The sequence below is a fragment of the Mesorhizobium sp. M0030 genome (assembly GCF_040323695.1).
Taxonomy (GTDB): domain Bacteria; phylum Pseudomonadota; class Alphaproteobacteria; order Rhizobiales; family Rhizobiaceae; genus Mesorhizobium.
In genome coordinates, this window is record NZ_JAMYVE010000001.1 from 134555 (window position 1) to 153237 (window position 18683).

The 18683-nt window shown below is 63.3% G+C and carries 20 protein-coding genes; 16 read left to right on the forward strand and 4 right to left on the reverse strand.

What is annotated here, in order from left to right; genetic code table 11:
• Nucleotides 1–56 precede the first annotated feature (56 nt).
• From NKJ80_RS00635 to rpsT, 4 genes are all read left to right on the forward strand, one after another.
• The gene (locus NKJ80_RS00635) at nucleotides 57–1295 is read left to right on the forward strand and encodes a phosphopentomutase (RefSeq protein ID WP_352496869.1); all 1239 of its coding nucleotides are present in this window, start codon (nucleotides 57–59) and stop codon (nucleotides 1293–1295) included.
• Entirely contained in the window at nucleotides 1288–2178 is an 891-nt protein-coding gene (mutM, locus tag NKJ80_RS00640; protein ID WP_023681993.1) for a bifunctional DNA-formamidopyrimidine glycosylase/DNA-(apurinic or apyrimidinic site) lyase, read from the forward strand. Before NKJ80_RS00635 ends, mutM begins: the two co-directional genes overlap by 8 nt.
• A 40-nt stretch (nucleotides 2179–2218) precedes the next feature.
• Complete coding sequence (locus NKJ80_RS00645) at nucleotides 2219–2992, forward strand: enoyl-CoA hydratase (protein WP_023681994.1); 774 nt, start codon at nucleotides 2219–2221, stop codon at nucleotides 2990–2992.
• 159 nt (nucleotides 2993–3151) lie between these two features.
• Nucleotides 3152–3418, forward strand: a complete 267-nt coding sequence (gene rpsT, locus NKJ80_RS00650; protein ID WP_023681995.1) for a 30S ribosomal protein S20 — start codon at nucleotides 3152–3154, stop codon at nucleotides 3416–3418.
• 26 nt (nucleotides 3419–3444) lie between these two features.
• On the opposite strand, the gene NKJ80_RS00655 is transcribed toward rpsT, so the two are convergent.
• Nucleotides 3445–3660, reverse strand: a complete 216-nt coding sequence (locus tag NKJ80_RS00655) for a hypothetical protein (protein ID WP_155923752.1) — start codon at nucleotides 3658–3660, stop codon at nucleotides 3445–3447.
• Between the two features lie 605 nt (nucleotides 3661–4265).
• Here NKJ80_RS00655 and dnaA point away from each other — a divergent pair.
• The 7 genes from dnaA (at nucleotide 4266) to NKJ80_RS00690 (ending at nucleotide 11350) form a co-directional block, all read left to right on the forward strand.
• Complete coding sequence (dnaA, locus tag NKJ80_RS00660) at nucleotides 4266–5810, forward strand: chromosomal replication initiator protein DnaA (RefSeq protein WP_031195619.1); 1545 nt, start codon at nucleotides 4266–4268, stop codon at nucleotides 5808–5810.
• A 277-nt stretch (nucleotides 5811–6087) separates the two neighbouring features.
• Nucleotides 6088–7206, forward strand: coding sequence for a DNA polymerase III subunit beta (gene dnaN / locus NKJ80_RS00665; RefSeq protein ID WP_023669575.1), 1119 nt, complete (start codon nucleotides 6088–6090; stop codon nucleotides 7204–7206).
• Between the two features lie 58 nt (nucleotides 7207–7264).
• Nucleotides 7265–8410, forward strand: coding sequence for a DNA replication/repair protein RecF (recF, locus tag NKJ80_RS00670; protein WP_352496870.1), 1146 nt, complete (start codon nucleotides 7265–7267; stop codon nucleotides 8408–8410).
• A gap of 31 nt (nucleotides 8411–8441) precedes the next feature.
• Nucleotides 8442–9197 carry a molybdopterin-synthase adenylyltransferase MoeB gene (locus NKJ80_RS00675; protein WP_352496871.1) on the forward strand — a complete coding sequence of 252 codons (756 nt, stop codon included), beginning with the start codon at nucleotides 8442–8444 and terminating at the stop codon, nucleotides 9195–9197.
• A gap of 4 nt (nucleotides 9198–9201) precedes the next feature.
• Nucleotides 9202–9690 (forward strand): GNAT family N-acetyltransferase, encoded by a 489-nt coding sequence (locus NKJ80_RS00680; protein ID WP_023745275.1) that lies wholly within the window; start codon nucleotides 9202–9204, stop codon nucleotides 9688–9690.
• On the forward strand, nucleotides 9687–10940 hold the full coding sequence (locus tag NKJ80_RS00685; RefSeq protein ID WP_352496872.1) for an aconitase X: 1254 nt from the start codon (nucleotides 9687–9689) through the stop codon (nucleotides 10938–10940). Before NKJ80_RS00680 ends, NKJ80_RS00685 begins: the two co-directional genes overlap by 4 nt.
• A complete protein-coding gene (locus NKJ80_RS00690; RefSeq protein ID WP_352496873.1) occupies nucleotides 10937–11350 on the forward strand; it encodes an aconitase X swivel domain-containing protein in 414 nt (137 codons plus the stop codon). Before NKJ80_RS00685 ends, NKJ80_RS00690 begins: the two co-directional genes overlap by 4 nt.
• Nucleotides 11351–11362: 12 nt before the next feature.
• Here the strand turns inward: NKJ80_RS00690 and NKJ80_RS00695 are convergent, their stop codons facing one another.
• The gene (locus tag NKJ80_RS00695) at nucleotides 11363–12364 is read right to left on the reverse strand and encodes a 2-hydroxyacid dehydrogenase (protein WP_352496874.1); all 1002 of its coding nucleotides are present in this window, start codon (nucleotides 12362–12364) and stop codon (nucleotides 11363–11365) included.
• 157 nt (nucleotides 12365–12521) lie between these two features.
• On the opposite strand from NKJ80_RS00695, the gene NKJ80_RS00700 reads away from it, so the two are divergent.
• Nucleotides 12522–13079, forward strand: a complete 558-nt coding sequence (locus NKJ80_RS00700) for an SH3 domain-containing protein (RefSeq protein WP_023669569.1) — start codon at nucleotides 12522–12524, stop codon at nucleotides 13077–13079.
• 13 nt (nucleotides 13080–13092) lie between these two features.
• On the opposite strand, the gene NKJ80_RS00705 is transcribed toward NKJ80_RS00700, so the two are convergent.
• Nucleotides 13093–13452: a DUF4260 domain-containing protein gene (locus NKJ80_RS00705; RefSeq protein ID WP_023669568.1), complete on the reverse strand. Its 360-nt coding sequence runs from the start codon at nucleotides 13450–13452 to the stop codon at nucleotides 13093–13095.
• A gap of 10 nt (nucleotides 13453–13462) precedes the next feature.
• The gene (irrA, locus tag NKJ80_RS00710; RefSeq protein ID WP_031193300.1) at nucleotides 13463–13894 is read right to left on the reverse strand and encodes an iron response transcriptional regulator IrrA; all 432 of its coding nucleotides are present in this window, start codon (nucleotides 13892–13894) and stop codon (nucleotides 13463–13465) included.
• A 344-nt stretch (nucleotides 13895–14238) separates the two neighbouring features.
• On the opposite strand from irrA, the gene fabA reads away from it, so the two are divergent.
• The 4 genes from fabA (at nucleotide 14239) to NKJ80_RS00730 (ending at nucleotide 18681) form a co-directional block, all read left to right on the forward strand.
• Complete coding sequence (fabA, locus tag NKJ80_RS00715; RefSeq protein WP_023669566.1) at nucleotides 14239–14754, forward strand: 3-hydroxyacyl-[acyl-carrier-protein] dehydratase FabA; 516 nt, start codon at nucleotides 14239–14241, stop codon at nucleotides 14752–14754.
• 122 nt (nucleotides 14755–14876) lie between these two features.
• On the forward strand, nucleotides 14877–16097 hold the full coding sequence (gene fabB, locus NKJ80_RS00720) for a beta-ketoacyl-ACP synthase I (protein WP_023696728.1): 1221 nt from the start codon (nucleotides 14877–14879) through the stop codon (nucleotides 16095–16097).
• A 34-nt stretch (nucleotides 16098–16131) separates the two neighbouring features.
• Complete coding sequence (fabI, locus tag NKJ80_RS00725; protein ID WP_023669564.1) at nucleotides 16132–16944, forward strand: enoyl-ACP reductase FabI; 813 nt, start codon at nucleotides 16132–16134, stop codon at nucleotides 16942–16944.
• Between the two features lie 183 nt (nucleotides 16945–17127).
• Nucleotides 17128–18681: a putative bifunctional diguanylate cyclase/phosphodiesterase gene (locus tag NKJ80_RS00730; protein ID WP_023688736.1), complete on the forward strand. Its 1554-nt coding sequence runs from the start codon at nucleotides 17128–17130 to the stop codon at nucleotides 18679–18681.
• The last annotated feature ends 2 nt before the right edge of the window (nucleotides 18682–18683 follow it).

Here is an 18683-nt window from a genome sequence, read left to right on the forward strand (position 1 = left end):
CCAATGCCGCGACGGGACCTTATGTCTGGTCAACCAGACTGGCAATGACGGCACCGATGGCACGCGCTTTCCTCTTCGTTCTCGATTCTTTCGGCATTGGCGGCGCCGCCGATGCCGAACCCTATGGCGACGCCGGCTCGAACACATTGGGACATATCGCGCTGGCCTGCGCGGAAGCCCGCGCCGATCGCGAGGGCCTGCGCGAGGGACCGCTGAAGGTGCCCACCATGGTTTCGCTCGGTCTCGGCCGCGCAGCAGAAACCGCAACCGGCTTCCAATTCGACAGCAAAGCCGCTGTTTCAGCCTCCGCTTTCCACGGCGCCGCGCAGGAGATTTCGAGCGGCAAGGATACGCCGTCGGGTCACTGGGAAATCGCCGGGCTGCCCGTGCGGTTCGACTGGGGCTATTTCCCCGATAAGGTGCCCACCTTCCCTGCCGAACTGACCGAAGCGATGATCCGCGAGGGTAAGGTGCCGGGCATTCTCGGCAACTGCCATGCGCCCGGCACGGAGATCATCGAGCGCTTCGGCGAGGAGCATATCCGCACTGGCCAGCCGATCTGCTACACCTCGGTCGATTCCGTCCTGCAGATAGCAGCGCACGAAGTTCATTTCGGCCTGGAGCGGCTCTACGAGTTCTGCAAGACGGTACGCCGGCTGGTCGATCCGCTGAAGATCGGACGGGTGATCGCACGGCCTTTCCTGGGCGAAACATCGGCCACCTTCGAGCGCACCTACAACCGCCATGACTACGCCGTGCCGCCGCCTGAGCCGACGCTGCTCGACCGCTTGACCGGGCGCGGCAGCCGGGTGATCGCGGTCGGCAAGATCGGCGACATCTTCGCCCATCGCGGTATCTCGGAAGTACGCAAGGCGCCCGGCAACATGGCAATGTTCGACAAGGCGCTGGGTGCGATGGACGATGCCGGCGACGGCGACCTGGTGTTCGCCAATTTCGTCGACTTCGACACCGATTTTGGCCATCGCCGCGACGTCGCCGGCTATGCTGCAGCGCTCGAAGCCTTCGACCGCCGGCTGCCCGAGGCACTGGCAAAGCTGAAGCCGGGCGATCTGCTCATCCTCACCGCCGACCATGGCAACGATCCGACATGGCGAGGCACCGACCACACGCGCGAACGCGTCCCGGTCATCGGCACCGCACCGGGTCTCACGGGCGGCGACATCGGGCTCAGGACCACCTTCGCCGATATCGGCGAGACGGTCGCCGAACACCTCAAGCTGGCGCGCGGCCGCCACGGCGCTTCCTTCCATGCGGCGATAGGCGGCCATGCCTGAACTGCCCGAGGTCGAAACCGTCCGGCGCGGCCTGCAGCCGGTTCTGGAAAGCGCGCGGATCGTACGCGTCGAGGCGCGCCGGCCCGATCTCAGATTTCCGTTTCCGGCGAAATTTGCGCAGCGGCTGACCGGCAAGACGGTCATCGCGCTTGGCCGCCGCGCCAAATATCTCACCATACACCTGGACGATGGCCCGGTGATGATCTGCCATCTCGGCATGTCGGGCTCGTTCCGCATCGAGACCGCCGATGAGAAAGAGACGCCCGGCACGTTCCATCAAGAGCGCTCGAGGAATGCCAAGCACGACCATGTGGTGTTCCATGTCGTGTCGCCTGTCGGCGTCCAGTCTCGCGTGGTCTTCAACGACCCGCGTCGGTTCGGCTTCATGCTGTTTGCGGAAGGCCTGGCCGAGGCGCATCCGATGCTCGCGGGACTGGGCGTCGAGCCGACCGGCAATGCGCTGGAAGGCGCCCTGCTCGCCTCTCTGCTGAAGGGCCGCAGATCGCCGTTGAAGGCGGCGCTGCTCGACCAGAAGCTGATTGCCGGGCTCGGCAATATCTATGTGTCGGAAGCGCTGTGGCGCGCCGGCCTTTCGCCATTGCGCGAGGCAGGCACCATCGCCGGGACCAGCAAGAAGGCCAAGGAACAGAGCGAACGACTGGCCGAGGCAATCCGTTCGGTGATCGCCGATGCGATCGCCGCCGGCGGGTCTTCGCTGCGCGACTATGTGCACACAGACGGGTCGCTGGGCTATTTCCAGCATTCCTTCGCGGTCTACGATCGCGAAGGCGAGCCCTGTCCGACGCCCGGCTGTCGCGGCCACATCGAGCGCATCGTGCAAAGCGGCCGCTCGACCTTTTATTGCCGGACCTGCCAGCGGTAAGCTAGACGGTCCTTCAGTGCCGCAACCAGGAGGCCAGCCCATGAGCTATGAAACCATCATCGTCGAGACGCGCGGCAAGGTCGGCCTGATCACGTTGAACCGGCCTAAGGCGCTCAACGCGCTGAACGCGCAGGTGCTGGCGGATTTGCTGACGGCGGCAAAGGGGTTCGACGCCGATCCCGGCATCGGCGCCATGGTCATCACCGGTTCCGAGAAGGCTTTTGCGGCGGGCGCCGACATCAAGGAAATGCAGGCCGTCACCTACGCGGAGGCCTATGTGCAGGATTTCTTCGTCGGCTGGGAAGAGTTTACCCGTGCGCGCAAGCCGATGATCGCCGCTGTCGCGGGCTATGCGCTGGGCGGCGGCTGCGAACTGGCGATGATGTGCGATTTCATCATTGCCGCCGACACGGCCAAGTTCGGCCAACCCGAAATCACGCTTGGCGTCATTCCCGGCATGGGCGGCTCGCAACGGCTGACCCGCTTTGTCGGCAAGTCGAAGGCCATGGACATGTGCCTGACCGGTCGGATGATGGATGCCGCCGAAGCCGAGCGCAGCGGCCTGGCCTCGCGCGTCGTGCCGGCCGGCGAGTTGATCGAGGAGGCGATGAAGGCCGCGGCCAGGATATCAGAGTTTTCACTGCCATCGGTGATGATGGCCAAGGAGGCAGTCAACCGCGCCTACGAGACGACGCTGGCGGAGGGACTGCGCTTCGAACGCCGGCTGTTCCACTCGCTGTTTGCGCTCGACGACCAGAAGGAAGGGATGGCAGCCTTTGCCGAGAAGCGGAAGCCGAATTTCACCAATCGCTAGAGTGGCGGCGGCGAGGACCAAAAAGAAGCCAAAGCGGCGTTGACGCGCCGGAAAAGCTGAACTATAAGCCGCTCCAACCGAGGCGGCCGTTGGCTGCCCGATTGTTTTTTGCGCCCTGCGGCATCCCGCATGCGCCCACCAGATCAGAAGAGAGGCATCATGGCCAATACCTCCTCGGCCAAAAAGGCAACGCGCAAGATCGCCCGCCGCGCAGCGATCAACAAGAACCGCCGCTCGCGCGTGCGTACATATGTCCGCCAGGTCGAAGAGGCACTGGCTGCCGGCGACAAGGCAGCCGCGCTGGAAGCCTTCAAGACCGCAGAGCCGGAATTGATGCGCGCCGCGACCAAGGGCGTGATCCATAAGAATACGGCATCGCGCAAGGTGTCGCGTCTGGCTCACCGCCTCAAGGTGCTGTCGGCCTGATTGACCGTTCCTGAACTGTCGTTCTTTCAAACCCGGCCAATCGTGCCGGGTTTTTTCGTTTGCCGGCAAGCACTTAAAAAGAACGGCCGCAAAGCACGCCCGAGCCGCATTCCAGAGTCTGGAATGCTTTGCCGGCACATACACTCCCACTGATATTCCAATCCGCCGAAACGGCCCACGCCAATAAATTTGGCTGTCACAAATTGCTGATATTTTTCAACGACTTGCTGGAAGTGATCCACAGCTTGTTCACATCGCCTGTGGGCGATAGGCAGCAAGTTGGTGTCAAGCGAATTATTTCAGAAAATTTCAAACCGCACAGCCATTTTCATATTCGCGGCAAAAGGGTTTGAATCCCAATGGCTTTGTCAAAATATGCGCTTCCAGCACGGAGCCCGAACCGTTGTTCACTAACCAGATTCCTTAAAAATCCGTTAGAGGTGGCCTTGCCCTATCCACAGCGATTTCGGTAATGTCGGTCTATCGAAAGGGACGGGCCATTAGCCCTTAACCCAGCCTGAATCGGCCAGCTAACAGTGGCAGAATTCATGACGTGGATCAATTCCGCGAACGGGTATGGCTTGCCTTTTCGATACGATAGGGGACTGGCGTAATTGTACATGGCAGCTTGATGGCGCACCGGCGTTTTCGCCGGGTAGCACCGCTTTGCCCGAACATGTCAGACGGACTGGCCTTAAGCAGCCGGGACCGATCCCATTCTGACGAGGCAACGTCATCCGCCGGCGGCGGCGGTGGTGTTGTAGCGAAGATACGGTCGCCGGAAACATGGGTGCAGGAGGCGCACTCCCGGCGGAAAAAAGGTACAAAGGAAAAGGGACGCACAATCATGCAGAGCGGCATCGAGCGGGAGCTTACGGGCGACCTGCCATTTCCCGGAACATTGGTCGGAGCGCACGATATGGCGGCTTCCAGCGACGCGGAACAGAAGTTCGACCGGGTCAAGGCCCAGTTGAAGGCGCGCCTGGGAACCGAGGTCTATTCGAGCTGGTTCGGCCGTATGAAGGTGGCTGAGGCTTCCCGGGGCATTGTACGCATCTCGGTGCCCACGGCCTTCCTGCGCTCGTGGATCAATGGCCATTATCTCGATCTCATCGCCGATCTGTGGAAGCACGAGGATCCCGAAATCCTCAAGATCGAGATGGTCGTGCGCACCGCGACCCGTCCTGCCCGCAATGGCGTCGAACCCGAGGCCGTGCCGGCGCGCAAGATGACCAAGCATACGCAGACCGCATTGGCGGCCGGCACGGTCGGCCCCGGCAGGGTGGAGCGGGCGCCCGCCCCTCGTCCCGGCACGCCGATCGAGAGCGAATTCCGGCACAATGTGCTGGGGTCGCCGCTCGACCCGCGCTACACGTTCGGCTCCTTCATCGAAGGCCCGTCGAACCGGGTGGCTTTCGCCGCAGCCAAAGCCGTGGCGGAATCGCAGTCGAGCGCGGTGCGCTTCAACCCGCTGTTCCTTCATGCAACCGTCGGGCTCGGCAAGACGCACCTTTTGCAGGCGATTGCGGCCGAATCCCTGAAACAGAACCCGAAATCGCGCGTCGTCTATCTGACGGCCGAATATTTCATGTGGCGCTTCGCCACCGCGATCCGCGACAACAATGCGCTGACGCTGAAGGAACAGCTGCGCGACATCGACCTCTTGATCATCGACGACATGCAGTTCCTGCAGGGCAAGTCGATCCAGCACGAATTCTGCCATCTCATCAACATGCTGCTCGACAGCGCCAAGCAAGTGGTGGTTGCCGCTGACAGGCCGCCGTCGGAACTGGAATCGCTGGAACCGCGGGTGCGCTCGCGCCTCAATGGCGGTGTCGCGCTGGAAATGTCGGCGCCGGACTTCGCCATGCGCATCGGCATGCTCAAACTTCGGCTTGCCACCGCCAAGGTCGACGATGCATCGCTCAATATTTCGGAGGAGATCCTCAACCATGTCGCCCGCACGGTAACCGGCAGCGGTCGTGAGTTGGAGGGCGCGTTCAACCAGCTGCTGTTTCGTCAGTCGTTCGAGCCGGCGATCACCATCGACCGCATCGACGAGATCCTGGGGCACATCTATCGCTCTGGCGAGCCGAAGCGGGTGCGCATCGAGGACATCCAGCGCATCGTGGCGCGCCACTACAATGTGTCGAAGACCGAGTTGCTGTCCAACCGGCGCACGCGCACCATCGTGAAGCCCAGGCAGGTCGCCATGTACCTGTCGAAGGTATTGACGCCGCGCTCGCTGCCGGAGATCGGCCGGCGGTTCGGCGGGCGCGACCACACCACGGTGCTGCATGCGGTGCGCAAGATCGAGGACCTTTCCGGCGTCGACAACACGCTGGCGCAGGAACTGGAACTGTTGCGCAGGCTGATCAACGACCAAGCCTGATCGGCGCGGCAAACGGTCGTCGCGCTTTAAATTTTCTTGTTTTGATGCATGTCGTTGTCCCAAAACCGCTGCGCAGTTTCCGGCGACATGCATCGGTTGCCGGCCAACGTGCGCTTTATCCCCAGAAAGCCCGCTTAACCGGCGCGAACCGGTGGCCCGGACTTGCGTTTGCTGGCTTTTTCCTGTCAGTTTGCATAGATTCTGAGCCTGTTCAGACCTTTCGCGGGGCGCCGCCCACTGGTGACCCGTCCATTCATTCAAGCGAGCCTGTTTCGTCATGCGTGTTATCCTGGAACGGTCCAATCTCCTGAAGTCGCTCAACCACGTTCATCGCGTGGTCGAGCGGCGCAATACCATACCGATCCTGTCGAACGTGCTGCTCAGCGCCGAGGGCGCCAGCCTTGAAATGAAAGCCACCGACCTCGACCTCGAAGTGACCGAAGCGACCCCGGCAAAGGTCGAGCGCGGCGGGGCGACGACGGTTCCGGCGCACCTGCTCTACGACATCGTGCGCAAGCTGGCCGACGGCGCCGAAGTGATGCTGAAGACCGACGAGGACGGCAACGCCATGACGGTAACGTCGGGCCGCTCGAGCTTTCGCCTGCAATGCCTGCCGCAGTCCGATTTCCCGGAGCTTTCGGCGGGATCCTTCTCACACATCTTCCGGCTCGATTCCGTCGCCCTGAGAGGCCTTATCGAAAAGACCCAGTTCGCCATCTCCACCGAAGAGACGCGCTACTATCTCAACGGCATCTACCTGCACACGCATGAAACCGGCGGCAAGCTGAAGCTGCGTTCAGTGGCGACCGACGGCCACCGCCTGGCGCGCGCCGAGATCGACGCTCCGGCCGGGTCCGAAGGCATGCCGGGCATCATCATTCCGCGCAAGACGGTCAGCGAGTTGCAGAAGCTGGTCGACGATCCCGATGTCGCGGTGACCACCGAATTGTCCGACACCAAGATCCGCTTCACCATCGGCAGCGTGGTTCTGACCTCGAAGCTGATCGACGGCACTTTCCCGGACTACCAGCGCGTCATTCCGACCGGCAACGACAAGAAGCTGATCATCGACCGCCAGAGCTTCGCCGCCGCCGTCGATCGCGTCTCGACCATTTCCTCCGAGCGCGGCCGCGCGGTGAAGCTTTCGATCACCGAAGGCCAGGTGACGCTTGCCGTCAACAATCCGGATTCGGGCAGCGCCACCGAGGAACTGGCGGCCGACTATTCGTCCGACCCGATCGAGATTGGCTTCAACGCCAAATATCTGCTCGACGTCGCTGCTCAACTGACCGGCACGGAAGCCAAGTTCATGCTGGCCGATGCCGGCTCGCCGACGCTGATCCACGACATGGCCGATGAGACCGCGCTCTACGTGCTGATGCCGATGCGGGTGTAGCCGCACTGCGGCACACTGCAGCATAGTGATTGCGGCGACTTCTATAGGCGGATAGCGGTTGCCGGAACAAAATCACATAAGTAAGCTCACACTTACGAATTTCCGCAATTATGCGGCGTTGTCGATCGGCTTTTCACCCGGCGCGGTGGTGTTTTCCGGCGACAATGGCGCCGGCAAGACCAATCTCCTGGAAGCCATCTCGCTGCTGACGCCTGGCCGCGGCCTGCGCCGGGCGCCCTATGTCGACGTGGCCCGCGAAGGCGGCGATGGCGGCTTTGCGCTGCACGCAAGGCTCGACGGGCCGGAGGGGCAGGTCGAGATCGGCACCGGCATCACCGGGGGTGAAGCGGCCCGCGAAGGCGGTCGCAAGGTGCGCATCAATGGCGCGCCGGCACGGTCGGCCGACGCCATGCTGGAATGGCTGCGCGTGGTCTGGCTGACGCCAGCCATGGACGGCCTCTTCCCGGGACCTGCCGCGGACCGGCGGCGCTTTCTCGACCGGCTGGTTTTGGCTGTCGATCCCGGCCACGGCCAGCGTGCGCTCGATTACGAGAAGGCGATGCGCGGACGTAACCGCTTGCTTACGGAAGGCTCGCGCGACGGCGCCTGGTTCGACGCCATCGAGATGCAGATGGCCGAAACCGGCGTGGCGATCGCGGCTGCGCGCGCCGAACTGGTACGCCTGCTTACCGCCATGATCGACAGGCTGCCTTCCAGCGGGCCGTTTCCGCAGGCCGACATCAGCCTCTCCGGCGACCTTGAAAGCGACGTCGCCACAGCACCCGCCGTGGACGTCGAGGAACGCTATCGCGCCGCCCTTGCCGACGGCCGCGAGCGCGACCGCGCCGCCGGACGCACGCTCGACGGCCCGCACCGTTCGGATCTGCTGGTGCGCCACCGCCCCAAGGCGATGCCGGCCGAACTCTGCTCGACCGGAGAGCAGAAGGCGCTGCTGGTCGGCATCGTGTTGTCGCACGCAAGGCTGACCGGCGAGATGTCGGCGATGACGCCGATCCTGTTGCTCGACGAGATTGCGGCGCATCTCGATGCCGGCCGGCGCGCCGCGCTGTTCTCGATCCTGGAGGAGCTGAACTGCCAGGCCTTCATGACCGGAACCGACGCCGCGCTGTTTTCCAGCCTGAGGGGACGCGCGCAGTTCCTCACCGTCGACCACGGCACGGTTGGGCCAACCGAAGAGACCTGACAAGGTTTTTGCTCCGCTATATGGTCGGGCAATGACCCCTGCCGCCCTCACCGACGAAGAGCTCGAACGCTATGCCCGCCACATCGTGCTGCCCGAGATCGGCGGCGCCGGCCAGCAGAGGCTGAAGCGGGCGCGGGTACTGGTGATCGGCGCCGGCGGCCTCGGCGCGCCGGTGCTGGAATATCTCGCTGCCGCCGGCGTCGGCACGCTTGGCATCGTCGACGACGACATTGTCTCGCTGTCCAATCTGCAACGGCAAGTGATCCACGCCACCGATACGGTCGGCATTGCGAAGACCGAGAGCGCCAAAGCAGCGATCGCCCGGATCAATCCCCATGTCGCGGTGGAATTGCACGGTTTCAGGCTGTCGGCCGACAATGCTGCCGTCCTCGTCGCGCGCTACGACGTGGTCGTCGACGGCTCCGACAATTTCGAGACGCGCTATGTGGTGGCTGATGCCTGCGCGGCGGAAAAGCGCCCGCTCGTGCATGCCGCCGTCGGCCGCTTCGACGGCTCGGTGACGGTGTTGATGCCGTTCGGCACCGGCGCCGACGGCAAGCCGAACCCTGGATATCGCGACCTCTTTCCCGAAGCGCCGCCAGAGGGGCTGGTGCCGTCCTGCGCCGTGGCCGGGGTCGTCGGTGCGCTGACCGGCGTCGTCGGCACGCTGCAGGCGATGGAAGCCATCAAGCTGATCACCGGCATCGGCGAACCACTGGTCGGCCGGCTGCTGCTCTACGATGCGCTGTCGGCGCGCTTCGACACGATCCGCTACAAGAGAAACTGACCGCATGGATCAGTCCACCAGCGTCCTTGTTACGCAGCTCGCCTCCGATTTCGAGCGCTGGGATGAACTGCTCAGCCTAATCATGCATTCCTTTGCGCCGATGGACGGCGTCATCGATCCGCCCTCCTCTGCGCATCTGCTGAGCGTCGAAAGCCTGAGGGACAAGGCTGGGCGGGAAACGGTGTTCGTGGCTCTGCAGGGCGGCCAGATCGCAGGCTGCGTTTTTGCGCTGGAGAGACCCGATGATTTCTATGTCGGCAAGCTCGCCGTCGAACTCGGGCTTCAGGGCCGAGGCATCGGCAGACGATTGATGCAGGCTGTCGAGGATCTTGCCCGCAACCGCAACAAACCCGCCATCGAACTGCAGACGCGGGTCGAGCTCACGGCAAATCACGCAACCTTTGCGCGTCTCGGCTTCCGCGAAACCGCGCGCACGGCGCATGACGGTTATGACCGGCCGACCTCGATCACCATGCGCAAGGAGTTCGCGTGAGCCTCGCCCTCAGCGCACAGGAGCAGACAATCGCCTCCGGCCATGACGGCGCGGCGATGGCGATGCGCATCGTTGCCGAAAGCGCTGCGCTGCTCGGCGCGCCGCGACTGATCCCGATCGCCTCGACGCATATAGACGGCGCGCTCTATCACGGCGATTCCGGCACGCTGTTTGCCGAAAGGCTGGTCGATGGCGGCGCCAGGGTCGCGGTGCGCTCGACGCTCAATGTCGGCGCGCTCGATCTGATGGGCTGCTCGCGCGTGCGCCTCGAAGAGCCGGCGCGCGGCATGGCGCGACGAATGATGGAGGCCTACCGCAAACTTGGCTGCGAGCAGAGCTGGACCTGCGTGCCCTATCAAGCCGGCCACAGGCCAGCGCTTGGCAGCGATGTCGCCTGGGGTGAATCGAACGCGGTGGTGTTCTGCAATTCGGTGCTGGGGGCACGCACCAACCGCTATGGCGACTTCCTCGACATCGCCTGCGCCATATCGGGCCGCGCGCCGGATTACGGCCTGCATCGCCCCGAGAACCGGCAGGCACGATTGGCGTTCGATGTGTCCGGCCTCTCCGCCTCGTTCCTTGGTTCGGAGATCGCCTGGCCGGTGCTGGGCAACCTCTACGGCCGTGAGGTCGGCAATGCGGTCGGCGTCGTCACCGGCATATCCAGCCATCCCGGCGAGGATGCGCTGAAGGCCTTCGGCGCGGCGGCGGCATCGTCGGGCGCCGTCGGCCTGTTCCACATTGCCGGCGTCACGCCCGAGGCGCCCGACGCCGAGACCATCCTGGTGGGCGGCAGGCCGGAAACGATGATCCGCGTAACGCCGGAGATGGCCATGAAGGCCCGCGCCGGCCTGTCCACCGCAGCCACGCAGACCGCCGTCGATGCCGTGGCGATCGGCAGTCCGCATCTGTCTTTGGCCGAATTCGATGCACTTGAGCGGCTGATCGGCGGGCGGCGGCTCAGCGTGCCGATTTACGCCTGCACCGGCCGCCACGTGCTCACCAGGCTGGAGCAGAACGGCAAGCGCAAGATGCTCGAAGCCAGCGGCGTCATCATCGTCGCCGACACCTGCGTGGTGGTGACGCCGATCCTGCCGGATCTGGCCGACGGCGTGCTGATGACCAATTCGGGAAAATTCGCGCACTACGCGCCGGGCAATACCGGTTACGCCGTGCTTTACGGCTCGCTGGCCGACTGCGTGGAAAGCGCGGTTGCCGGTAAGCCCAGGTTTACGGATATCGCCGCATGAATGCTGCAGCCGACATACTGGTGCCGGGCAGCGGAGGCGAAGGGCTGGCCTTGGTGCTGACCGCGCCAATCAGCTTCTGGGGCGGCGTCGATCCGAAGAGCGGCCGCATCGCCGATGTCCGTCACCCGCAGCATGGCGAGACCATTTCCGGGCGTGTGCTGTTCCTGCCCGGCACGATCGGCTCGTCCTCAGCGTCAGCCGTGCTGATGGAACTCGTCCACAATGGCCATGCGCCGACGGCACTCGTGCTGCACGAGCCGGAGGCGATCCTGCTGCTTGGCTTGATTGTGGCCAGGGAAATGGGCTGGCGGACGCCGGTAGCGCTCAGGCTCGAGCGCGACGATTTTGAGGCCTATCGCGGCAAGCGTGTGAGTGTCGCGGCGGATGGCGCCCTCACAACCGCATCCTGAACGCGGCCCGCTTCAAGTCCGTAGCGGCAGCACGCGGTCCGGCGGCCGGTGGCCGTCGAAGAAGGCGCGGATGTTGATGATCACCTTCTCGCCCATGTCGATGCGGCCCTCGATCGTCGCCGAACCCATATGCGGCAAAAGCACGACCTTGTTCTTGGCGGCAAGCTTCAGCAGTTTCGAGTTCAGCGCCGGTTCGTGCTCATAGACGTCGAGGCCGGCGCCGGCGATCTTGCCGTCCTGGATCAGCTTGACCAGCGCTTCCTCGTCGATAATGTCGCCGCGCGCGGTGTTGACCACATAGGCGGTGGGCTGAAGCAGAGCCAGGCGCCGCGCCGAAAGCAGATGAAAGGTCGCCGGCGTCGACGGGCAATTGACCGAGATGATGTCCATGCGGGCAAGCATCTGGTCGAGGCTTTCCCAATAGGTCGCCTCCAGCCCTTCCTCGACCGCCGGCAGCACGCGATGGCGGTTATGGTAGTGGATCGACAAGCCGAAAGCCTTGGCGCGCCTCGCAACCGCAGTGCCGATACGGCCCATGCCGACGACACCGAGGCGCTTGCCCCAGATGCGCCGGCCGAGCATCCAGGTCGGCGACCAACCGGCCCATTTCTTGTCGCTGGTCAGCACATTGGCGCCTTCGGCCAGCCGCCGCGGGCCGGCCAGCATCAGCGCCATGGTCATGTCGGCCGTATCCTCGGTCAGCACGTTCGGCGTGTTGGTGACGGTAATGCCTTTCCTGGCCGCCGCCGCCACATCGATCTTGTCGACGCCATTTCCGAAATTGGCGATCAGCTTGAGATTGTCGCCGGCCTGGGCAATCAGCGCCGCATCGATCTGGTCGGTGATGGTCGGCACCAGCACATCGGCTTCCTTGATCGCCGCGACCAGCTCCGGCTGCGTCATCGGGCGGTCCTCGACATTCAGCCTGGCGTCGAAGAGTTCGCGCATGCGGGTCTCGACCGGATCGGGCAGCTTGCGCGTGATGACGACGAGAGGCCGTTTTTTGCCTGCCATTGTTTCCTCGAACCCGATCTCGTTGAGACCTCTTTAACCAAGACAGGCGAAACTGAATACCGGTCGCGGTGCCTGCCACTCCTGTAACAAGCGGTGCCGCCGAAGACAAAGAAAAAGGGGCGCCCGGACCAAAGGGCACGCGCCGAAAGGAATGAAAGTGTCTGGTTTCGCGTCGCTTCGCCTGATCCTCAGCGCAGCGCTTCTCGGCGCTCTCCTGCATTCCCCGCAAGCCGCGGCGCAAGGTGCCGCCGCACCTGTGCAGACGGTCACGCTCGGGCCGAGCGGCCTGCCGCTGCCGCGTTTCGTCAGCCTGAAATCGGCTCGCGTCAACTCGCGCGTTGGCCCCGGCGCCAACTATTCCGTCGACTGGATGTACACAAAGGCCGGCCTGCCGATGGAAATCATCCAGGAATTCGATACCTGGCGGCGGGTGCGCGATGCCGATGGCTCGGAGGGTTGGATCAACCAGTCGCTGCTGTCCGGCCGCCGGACCGCGATCGTCGCCCCTTGGCAACGCACCAAAGGTGGCCGAATCAATCTGCTCGACGATGCCGATAAGGACGCCAGCGTCATCGCCATCATCGAGCCGGGCGTTACGGGCACGATCAAAACCTGCGATGGCCAGTGGTGCGAAATGACCTTCGACGGCCACACCGGCTGGATCGCCCAGTCGCAGGTGTGGGGCGCCTATCCCGGCGAGCACGTCAAGAATTGAGATTGCTGGAGGCCTAACGGCCGATACGGCCGAGATGGGTGTCCTGAAAACCGGTCGAGAGTTTGAGACCGTAGCCGAGCGCGCGGTCGACGGCGATGTGGATGATCCAGATCAGACCAATCGCGGTCGCCGTCGAATTGGCCAGAACATATCCGGCGAGGGCCAGCAACAGCGGGACGATCAGGATGTGCAACGCGTTGTAAGCGACAGCGCCGATCCGTGCCCCGGCGAGATAGCCCAGCATCGACAGGTCGGGCGCCAGAATAAGCAGGGCGAACAGCCACCAGGAAACGCCTGACGCGGCATAGGCGACTATAGCCACGACCGCGACCGCAACCCATTCGAGCCGGATTGCAAAATCGACAGGTTTCACGGGTTGGGGCTTAAACGCTGCGCTTCGGGCGCAGCCTCACCACGATGTCGACATTGGCGATCTCCATGCCTGCGGGTGGCTCCGGCAGGTTGGAGACGGTCACCGGACCGCTTTCTATATCGAAGATCCTGTTTTCGCCTTCGATGTAAAAATGATGGTGATCGGAGGTGTTGGTGTCGAAATAGGTCTTGGACCCCTCGACCGCCAGGATGCGCAGCAGGCCGGCCTGGGTGAACTGGTGAAGCGCGTTGTAGACGGTGGCGAGCGAGACCGGCACGCCGGCGGCGACCGCCTCTTCATGCAGTTCCTCGGCCGAAAGGTGGCGGTCGCCCTTGGCAAACAGCAGATCGGCCAGCGCAATGCGTTGGCGTGTCGGCCTAAGGCCGGCTTCGCGAACCCGCTTGTCCACAGCGACATTTTCCTTCCGGCCGCCCAGATCCATCTATCCGTCCAAGCCCACAGTTCTGCCTCAAGACACGCCCAGAGTGGCGAAAAAACGTCATCAACCGAAACTGGATACCTCCCGACATATATTCTGTTGGCGGAATACGATCAATAGAGCGACGTGCGTCCAGTTGGACGCACTAAGTGCGCTCTATCGCTTTTTTGGCGTCGCATCGTGCTTTCCGGAATCGAGATCGATTTCGGGCCGATGCGAGAGCGCGCATTGACCCGGGCAGACGGGCGGGTTAAGCGCAAACGCTGGTTTCCGGACCGAAAGGGATTGTGTTAGGAAACCAACGACAAGGGCGCCCCACCGCCCGGGACATTATGGGGACGAGACATATGGCGGGTTCGAAATCCAGCTACGGTTATGAGGAATTGCTTGCCTGCGCCCGCGGCGAGCTGTTTGGGCCCGGCAACGCCCAGCTGCCCTATCCGCCGATGCTGATGTTCGACCGCATCACCGAGATCAGCGAGACCGGCGGCGCCCACGACAAGGGCTTCATCCGCGCCGAATTCGACATCAAGCCGGACCTGTGGTTTTTCGCCTGCCATTTCATCGGCAATCCGATCATGCCGGGGTGCCTGGGCCTCGACGCCATGTGGCAATTGACGGGTTTCTACCTCGGCTGGCTCGGCGAGCCGGGCAAGGGCATGGCGCTGTCGACCGGCGAAGTGAAGTTCAAGGGGATGGTGACGCCTTCGGTCAAGAAAGTGGAATACGGCATCGATTTCAAGCGCGTCATGCGCGGACGCCTGGTTCTCGGCATCGCCGATGGCTGGCTTAAAGCCGACGGCGAACCCATATACGCGGCGACAGACCTCAAAGTGGGGCTGTCCAAGCAATCGGCCGCCTGACCGGCGCCACTGCAGCAGGGCGTTCCCGGACGCGCAACGACGCTGCGGCATTTTGGTTTTGCGTATGATCGCCGGCGAAAACCGACTAGGGTTTCGGGATCATCCGCTGGAAGGAGTTGCGAATGAGAAGGGTCGTCGTCACAGGCCTCGGCATCGTATCGTCGATCGGCAACAACGCCAACGAGGTGCAATCCTCGCTCCACGATGCCAAATCAGGCATCAGCTTCTCCGATTCCTTCGCCGAACACGGCTTCCGCTGCCAGGTCTGGGGCGCGCCGACGCTCGACCCGACCCCTATGATCGACCGGCGTGCCATGCGCTTCCTGAGCCAGGGCGCGGCCTGGAACCATGTCGCGATGGACCAGGCGATCGCCGACGCCGGGCTTGGCGAAAGCGACATCACCAATGAGCGCACCGGCATTGTCATGGGCTCGGGTGGCCCCTCGACCCGCACCATCGTCGAGGCGGCCGAGACCACGCTCAAGAACAACAGCCCCAAGCGCATCGGTCCGTTCGCGGTGCCGAAGGCGATGTCGTCGACCGCGTCGGCGACGCTCGCCACCTGGTTCAAGATCCACGGCGTCAACTATTCGATCTCGTCGGCCTGCTCGACCTCGGCGCATTGCATCGGCAACGCCTACGAACTGATCCAGTGGGGCAAGCAGGATGTGATGTTTGCCGGCGGCCATGAAGACCTCGACTGGACGATGTCGGACCTGTTCGATGCCATGGGCGCGATGTCGTCGAAGTATAACGATCGTGCGCCGACAGCTTCCCGCGCGTATGACGCCAATCGCGATGGCTTCGTCATCGCGGGCGGCGCGGGCGTCCTCATCCTGGAGGAGCTCGAACACGCCAAGGCGCGCGGCGCCAAGATCTACGCTGAGATCGTCGGCTATGGCGCAACGTCGGACGGTTACGACATGGTGGCGCCGTCGGGCGAAGGCGCGGTGCGCTGCATGCGCCAGGCTCTGGCGACGGTGTCCACGCCGGTCGACTACATCAACACCCACGGCACCTCGACGCCGGTCGGCGATTCCCGGGAAATGGGCGCCATCCGAGAGGTGTTCGGCGACACGATGCCGTTCATCACCTCGACCAAGTCGCTGACCGGCCATTCGCTGGGTGCCGCCGGCGTACAGGAATCGATCTACTCGATCCTGATGATGCAAGGCGGCTTCATCGGCGAGAGCGCCCATATCGAAAACCTCGATCCCGAATTCGAGGGCATGCCGATCGTGCGCAAGCGCATCGACGACGCCAGGATCGACACGGTTTTGTCCAACTCGTTCGGCTTCGGTGGCACCAACGCAACGCTGATTTTCCAGCGCTATTCCGCATAAGGCCAGCGTTTTTTTTGTAGGGGGATTGCCGGCCATGGACGGACTGATGAAGGGCAAGCGCGGGCTTGTCATGGGCGTCGCCAACGATCATTCGATCGCCTGGGGCATCGCCAGGAAATTGTCCGAACACGGAGCGGAGCTTGCCTTCACCTATCAGGGCGACGCATTCGGGCGCCGCGTCAAGCCGCTTGCCGAGAAGCTTGGCGCGTCTCTGGTGGTGCCCTGTGACGTCGAGGACAGCGCATCGGTCGCCGCCACCTTCGAGACGCTCGGCAAGGAATGGGGCGGGCTCGACTTCGTCGTCCACGCCATCGGCTTTTCCGACAAGAACGAGCTCAAAGGGCTCTACGCCGACACCAGCCGCGACAATTTCGTCCGCACCATGGTCATCTCCTGCTACTCCTTCACCGAGGTCGCCCGCCATGCCGCCCCGCTGATGAGCGAAGGCGGCGCGATGATCACGCTGACCTATGCCGGCTCTGTCCGCGTCATGCCGAACTACAACGTCATGGGCGTCGCCAAGGCCGGGCTGGAAGCCAGCGTGCGCTATCTCGCCAACGATTATGGCCCGCGCGGCATCCGGGTGAACGGCATATCGGCGGGACCGGTGCGTACTTTGGCCGGCGCCGGAATCTCGGACGCCCGCCACATGTACTCCTACCAGCAGCGCAACTCGCCGCTGCGCCGCACGGTGACCATCGACGAGGTCGGCGGCTCGGCGCTCTATCTTTTGTCCGACCTCTCGTCAGGCGTCACCGGCGAAATCCATTATGTGGATTCCGGCTATCACATCGTGTCGATGCCAACCCTGGATGAGTTGAAGCAGACCGACAGCGTACGCGATTAACTCACCAGTAAAATTAGATGCATCGGCGGAAACTCATTTTAAGGAGATATCCGCTAGAAGTCCTATGGGCTTGGGCTCTGCGCGTTCTTGCTGGGCGCAAAGGATGCTTTAGCCTTTATGAATTTGCGCTTGATATTTCCCGAAGTCGAGTTGATTTCGGGATCATGCGACAGGGACTGAGCAATGCCTGCTGTCAGCAACCCGAAGCGAACACCTGTGTTCCGGCTGCTCACCGTCGCCAGTTCGGGCCTTGGCAGTTTCATCCTTGGGCTTTGGGGCCTCCGGCATGGTTTCGGGGACGGCTTTGCCGGCATGCAGGCGGAAACTATGATCGGCATCGCGTCGGCGCTATGCGCGCTGGCCGCCGCCGGTGCTGCCTTGTCCTTCTTCGCCGGCGTCGATGAATCGGTGGACTACGTTTTCAACGAAACCCATTTCGACAAGCTGACCGGGCTTTTTGCGCGGCCGGCGATGGTCGGCAGGATTGCCGACGCGGCGTCCGCGACGATCAGGACCGGTGAGCCGGTGTTCCTCATCGACATCGACATCGACCGCTTCAAGCAGATCAACGACGCCATCGGCTACAGCCATGGCGACGAACTGATCCGCGGCTTCACCAAGCGGTTGAAGGCCTGCATGCCCGAAGGCGCGGTCATGGGGCGCATCGGCGCCGGCGAGTTCGCTATCCTTGTCTGGGAACACCAACTCCAAAGGTCCATGGAAAGCACCGTCGAAACCATGATCGAGGAGATGCTGAAGCCGTACCAGCTCGATTCCCACCTGCAGTCGGTCGGCCTGTCGGTCGGCATCGTGGCGATGCCAAAGGATGGCGTCGATCCGGTCCTCATCCTGCGCCGCTCCAACCTGGCGCTGCAGAATGCCCGCGCCGGCGGCGTGGGCAACTGGTCGGTCTTCCATTCCGACATGGGCCAGGTCGCCGACTACCGCCACTGGATCGAATCCGAACTGCACATCGCCTTCGACCGTGGCGATTTCGACCTTCATTACCAGCCGCAGCTCGACCTGCCGACCGGCCGTGTCGTCGGCTACGAGGCGCTGATCCGCTGGAAGCACCCGGAACGCGGCATGATCCCGCCGATGGAATTCATTCCTATCGCCGAAGAGACCGGCATGATCCACCCGATCGGCAATTGGGTGCTGAACAAGGCCTGCAGCGATGCCCGTCATTTGCCCGAGGACTGCTTCGTTGCCGTCAACATCTCGCCGGTCCAGTTCAGGACCAAGGATTTCGTCGGTATCGTGCGCGACACGATGGCCAGCACCGGCATCAAGCCGTCGCGGCTGGAGCTCGAAGTGACCGAGACGGCGATGATGCAGGACCGCGACCGCGCCGCCATCATCCTGCAGCAGCTTGCCGACATGGGCATTTCGGTGGCCGTCGACGATTTCGGCACCGGCTATTCCAATCTCAGCTACCTGATCGACTTCGCCTTCGGCAAGCTGAAGATCGACCGCTCGTTCGTCAGCCGCATCGACACCGATTCCAATTCGGGCGCCGTCGTCTCTACCATCGTCGGCCTGTCGCGGGCGCTCGGCGTCGGCATCATCGCCGAAGGCGTCGAGACCGAGAACCAGGCGACGCTTTTGCGAGCAGCTGGTTGCGAGATGGTGCAAGGCTATCTGTTCGGCAGGCCGGCGCCGCTCAAGATCAAGCCTGGCGATATCAGACCGACCATTCCCGTCCACGAGCCGGCGCGCATCGTCAGCATGCATTGAGG